At 66.9% G+C, this 4881-nt stretch carries 5 protein-coding genes; all 5 read left to right on the forward strand.

Annotated elements, in window-relative coordinates; all coding sequences use genetic code 11:
• The coding region (locus U9980_RS22315) for a penicillin-binding transpeptidase domain-containing protein (protein ID WP_322769721.1) at positions 1-943 on the forward strand (943 nt) is incomplete at its 5' end.
• A gap of 312 nt (positions 944-1255) precedes the next feature.
• Positions 1256-2179, forward strand: a complete 924-nt coding sequence (locus tag U9980_RS22320) for a phosphopantetheine-binding protein (protein WP_322769722.1) — start codon at positions 1256-1258, stop codon at positions 2177-2179.
• Entirely contained in the window at positions 2176-3879 is a 1704-nt protein-coding gene (locus U9980_RS22325; protein WP_322769723.1) for an AMP-binding protein, read from the forward strand. Before U9980_RS22320 ends, U9980_RS22325 begins: the two co-directional genes overlap by 4 nt.
• Positions 3876-4325 (forward strand): nuclear transport factor 2 family protein, encoded by a 450-nt coding sequence (locus tag U9980_RS22330; RefSeq protein WP_322769724.1) that lies wholly within the window; start codon positions 3876-3878, stop codon positions 4323-4325. The genes U9980_RS22325 and U9980_RS22330 overlap by 4 nt, the downstream gene beginning before the upstream one ends.
• Positions 4322-4881, forward strand: a 560-nt coding sequence (locus U9980_RS22335) for a hypothetical protein (protein ID WP_322769725.1), incomplete at its 3' end; no start/stop codon positions are given. The genes U9980_RS22330 and U9980_RS22335, both read left to right, overlap by 4 nt.

The following is a 4881-nucleotide window of genomic DNA, read 5'->3' on the forward strand; positions in this document are numbered from 1 at the left end:
GCCAGCCTGCTACATCTCCAAGCGGTACGCCATCGGGGGGCGGCGCGAAGGCGGTGACTGCGCCACCGGCTACGCCAACGCCGAGCCGGACGAAAGCGGCGTCTACGCCATGCCCGAAGCCACCTGGAAGTCGGTGAACACCTATTACATCCAGCTGGAGGAGAAAGTCGGCCTACCCGCCGTCATCGACATGGCAAACCGGCTCGGCGTCCCCGCGGCCTACCTGGCAAAGGCCTGGGGTGACCTGACCATCGGCTCCAAGGCCGTCCCGCCGCTGGACATGGCCAACGCCTACGCCACCCTCGCCGCCCACGGTATGCACTGCAACCCGCGCTACGTCCTGTCGGCTACCGACTCCAGCAACCAGAACGTCGACATCGCCCCCGCGCCCGCCTGCAAGCGGGCGGTGTCCGCCGGTGTCGCCGACACCGTCACGAGCATCCTGACCGGTGTGATCACCCAGGGCACGGGGTACCCGAACGCCGCGGCGATCGGGCGCCCGGCTGCCGGCAAGACTGGGACGACCGACAACTACTCGGCCGCATGGTTCGTCGGGTACACCCCGCAGATGTCCGCCGCCGTCGCCGTCGGCAACCCGAAAGGTGCCCAGGGCAACCCATTGAAGGGCATCGTCGCGGACGGCCGGACCTGGCCCCATGTGTTCGGCGGCGACCTCCCGGCGATCATCTGGGGCCGCTCGCTGCGCCAGGCCCTGGCCGGAGTCCCGGCCATGCCGATGTCAAAGGCGGATCCCACCGTGGCCAGCGGAACCAAGGGCGGGTTGTTGTCCACTCCCCCGCCGGCGCCCGCCGCTTCCGCACCCGACCCGACCGCCGGTCTGCTGCCGGGTACCACCACGACCCAGCCCGGGGGCGGGGCCACGACACCGTCATCGGGTGTCACGATCCCGACGGCTCCGACGGCTACGCCCCGGTCCCGCTGACCGGGTAACCGCATCCGGGATCGGGCGAACAGTGCCCGCCAGGCTCACCGCGATGACGTTGAGTAACCGAAGGACCAAAAGGAACAGCCAGCCTCGCGACTACGGATAGTAACTTCCCGCAGCTCCAGCCCGAGGTGGGCTGTCCTGAATCCTCACGGCACCGCTGATCGACATCCAATAATTTTGCTACTCAGTGTAATTAGCTTGCGCGCCACCGTATCTCATGCTTTCATCGATCTAGTCTTATCTGATGATTTAGACAACTTATCAGGATATATCGTTAATATTCCACGTTGAGCGCGAAGGGGTACGGTGCTCTCCGACGTTCGCGATACCGATCTTGAAGGTTTCCTCGCTCGCCTTCTTGCCGTTGAGCCATCCGCCGTCACCGCTACCGCCGACCTTCGCAACGACCTTCATCTGGACTCGCTCCAACAACTGGAACTCCTGGTCTGGCTCGCGGCGCGGGGCGTGGACATCGACGCGACCCCCGCGGGCCAAATCGTGACTGTCGCGGACGCGTGCATGCTCCTCGACACCGCCCGTGGCAGCGCCGGTGACGGGCACCCGGTCGTTATCCGTCGGCGGGACGTACCGCCCGGCCCCGTGACTCGAGCCGGAGTGAGGTCACCCAGGCTGCACAACGGCCGGTTTGCGTTGCGGCCGGTGACCCCAGAATACCTGCCGTTCCTGTACGAACTCGCAATCTCGGAGGAGATCGGTTTCCGCTGGCGTTTCCGCGGCGCCGTACCCAACCAGGAGACGTTCCAGGCAGGGCTGTGGCAGGGGGTGCTCGCCCAATTCGTCGTGCTCCTCCCCGCAACGGGAGAACCGATCGGTCTGGTCGTCGCCTACAACGCGGACACCACCCGCGGCATCGCCTACCTGGCCGCGGTGTTCACTCCGGACTACCTGCTCACCGGGCTGCCCGCCAGCGCGGTCGAGCTGTTCGTCCGATATCTGTTCCAGGTCTGGAACCTGCGCAAGCTGTACATGGAAATGCCGGAATTCAACTATGAACTGATCGCCAGTGGCGAGGGACGCCGATTCGATATCGAAGGTCGACTGCGGGACTTCAACTACTACGACGGCCGGTTCTGGGACGAGTACCTGCTCGCGCTCTGCCGCCACCACGTCGGACTCCCCCCCGTCCCGTCGACCTCCCACCCGGTCCCCGTACCGGGTACACCATCGCTGTCCGGAATACCGGACTTTCCCACCGGGGCAGGGACATGACGGCCTTCCTGCTGGACGCCTTCGAGCGAGCAGCCGGACGCGGCGGATCACTCACCCTGACCAGAGCGGGCGGGGACGAGACCATCTCCTGGGCACAGGTCCACGCCGAGGCGATCGGCCTCGCCGGATTCCTCCAAACGGCCGGCATCGGCCGGGGCACCGCGGTGGGACTCCTCGGTACCACCAGCCGCACACTGGTCACCGCGATCCGCGCGGTCTGGCTCGCCGGAGCGAGCGTCACCGTCCTGACACCCCCGACCAGCAGCGATCCGACGCTGGTCGCCGACGCATGCCACAGCGCCGTCCGCAGCGCCGACCTCGACGTACTGCTGCTCTGCCCACCGTTCGGCCCCTTCACCGCAGGCCTCACCGCCGTCCTTGCAGCGGGCGGCTGCCGGGTTGTCGCCGTCGACGACCGGATCAGGCAGGCCGTCGCCGGCACGCCCTACACCCGGCCCGACCTGACCGACCACGACACCGCGCTACGGCAGTTCACCAGCGGATCGACCGGCGAACCCAAAGCGGTCCGCATCACCCACGGCAACCTCGCGGCGAACCTCACCGGAATCATGAACGTGACCCGGCACGAAGAGGTACCCGACTGCCTGGTCTCATGGCTGCCGCTGTTCCACGACATGGGCCTGATCGGCTTCCTGACCCTACCGATGTCCTGCGGAGCCTGCCGCCTGATTCTCTCCACTCCCGAGGAGTTCCTGGCCCGCCCGACATCCTGGCTGGCGAACATCTCCCGCTACCGCGGCACCGCCACCGGCGCGCCGGCCTTCGCCTACGGCCTCGCCGCACGCCTGCTGCCACCAGGTGCAGACCTGGACCTGTCCCACGTCCGGTTCGCGCTCTGCGGCGCCGAACCCATCGACCCCGACGTGATCGGATCCTTCACCGCCCGGGCCGCACAGCACGGCTTCAACCCGGCGGCAATGGTCTGCGCATTCGGGATGGCCGAAGCGACACTCGCCGTATCCCTCGTCCCACCCGGCCGTGGCATGCACCTCGACGAAGTCGACACAGCGATACTGCAGACCGAAAAGCGGGCCGTACCGGCCTCACCGGGCGCCGCGACGACCAGGCACCCACGGCTCGGCCAACCGCTGCCCGGCATCGAGATCCGAATCGTCGACCCCGACACCGGCGTTGTTCGCGGCGACCGCGACATCGGCCAGATCCAACTGAGAGGAACATCGGTCAGCCCGGGCTATGTCCACACCACCGGCCCGGACGGGCTCCTGACAGACGGCTGGCTCTCAACCGGCGACCTAGGCTACCTCACCGACGGCGAAATCATCGTCTGTGGACGCCGCAAGGACATCCTCATCGTCGGTGGCCGCAATATCACTCCACATGAGGTGGAACGAGCCGCGTCCCAGGCCCAGGGCGCGCGAGCCGGACGCATCGCGGCGTTCCGCGGACCCGACCGGCCCCGCGCCGACACCCTGGTGGTCGCTGTCGAGGCACGCACACCGGACACGGACGCCTTACGCGACGCGGTGATCACCGCCGTCGTCACACAGGTAGGCCTACGCCCGCACGCCGTCATCATCCTCGAGCCCGGCACCCTCCCGAAGACCACCTCAGGAAAGATCCGCCGAACCGAACTCCGACAGCGCTATCTCGCCGGTGAATTCGCCGGTGACATGGCCCCGTATGAAGCCGCTGGCATCCCTGCCGGAACACGACCGTGACCGCCCCACCCCAGATGCCTACCCAACCCACCGAGGCCCTCACCCGGGCCGTGTCCACCTTCCTCGCGGCGTGGACGACCCGGGACCCCGCACAGCGCCTGAACCAACTGAGCACAACCTGCACCGAGGATGTGCTCTACCGCGACCCGGCCGTCCGCACCGAGGGAATCGACGCACTCGCGGACCACATCAGCACATTCACGGCTCAGTTCGCCGGCCATCGCATCGTCCTGACCAGCGACGTCGACACCCACCACGATGTCGCCCGGTTCGGCTGGACCGCCTACCACCCCACCGGACAGCCAGCCCTGACCGGCACCAACACCGTGGAACTCACCGATACCGGTCTCCTGCACCGCGTCACCGCCTTCTTCGGACCGCTCCCCCCACGCACCTACACCTTCAACAGCACCATGGGCCCTGCCGGCCATGAAGACCGACCATGACCTGGCGGTGGAAAGCGGGTCCCGTCCTCACGGTAGGCACGCTCCTGTTCTTTCTCCCCGCCTGCGCCGGCAACCAGCATGACCGGGATAATCCGATTGGAAACGTGGCACCGACATCCCCCGAACTAGCATCGGCGGGGCCGTCGAGCATCTTTCATTCGGAGGGTTATACATTCACCATGCCGGGCGAGTGGTTCGCCTGGAAGTCCGAACGCCGGACGATCGACGCCGACAGTGAAATCGCCGCACATCCATCGGCATTCACCGTCGTCCGGCAGGTCGCCCCCGAATCCCCCGCTCCAGGGCAGCTGGGCGGGCAGGTCAGCCTTGTTGTCGATCATCTACCCGACGACGCAGCCGGCCGGGTCATGGACAACCTCCAGCACGCGCCCGACGCTCGTGTCGTGGTCGTCAACGGTCGCAACATTGTTGTCGCCGCGAACCAACCGCAGCTTCTCGTCTCATTCTCCGTCGGTCCCGACCTGATCCAGCTTGCCGGAAATCTTCCGGAGAGAATCCTGGTCCAAATCGCTTCCACCATCGGTCCGGACAGAGA

This window comes from Protofrankia sp. Cr1, assembly GCF_963555865.1.
GTDB lineage: Bacteria > Actinomycetota > Actinomycetes > Frankiales > Frankiaceae > Protofrankia.

What these genes read in the sequence shown, in the direction of transcription:
- U9980_RS22325 (WP_322769723.1), top strand. Translation starts at nt 2,176, where the DNA reads ATGACGGCCTTCCTGCTGGACGCCTTCGAGCGAGCAGCCGGACGCGGC.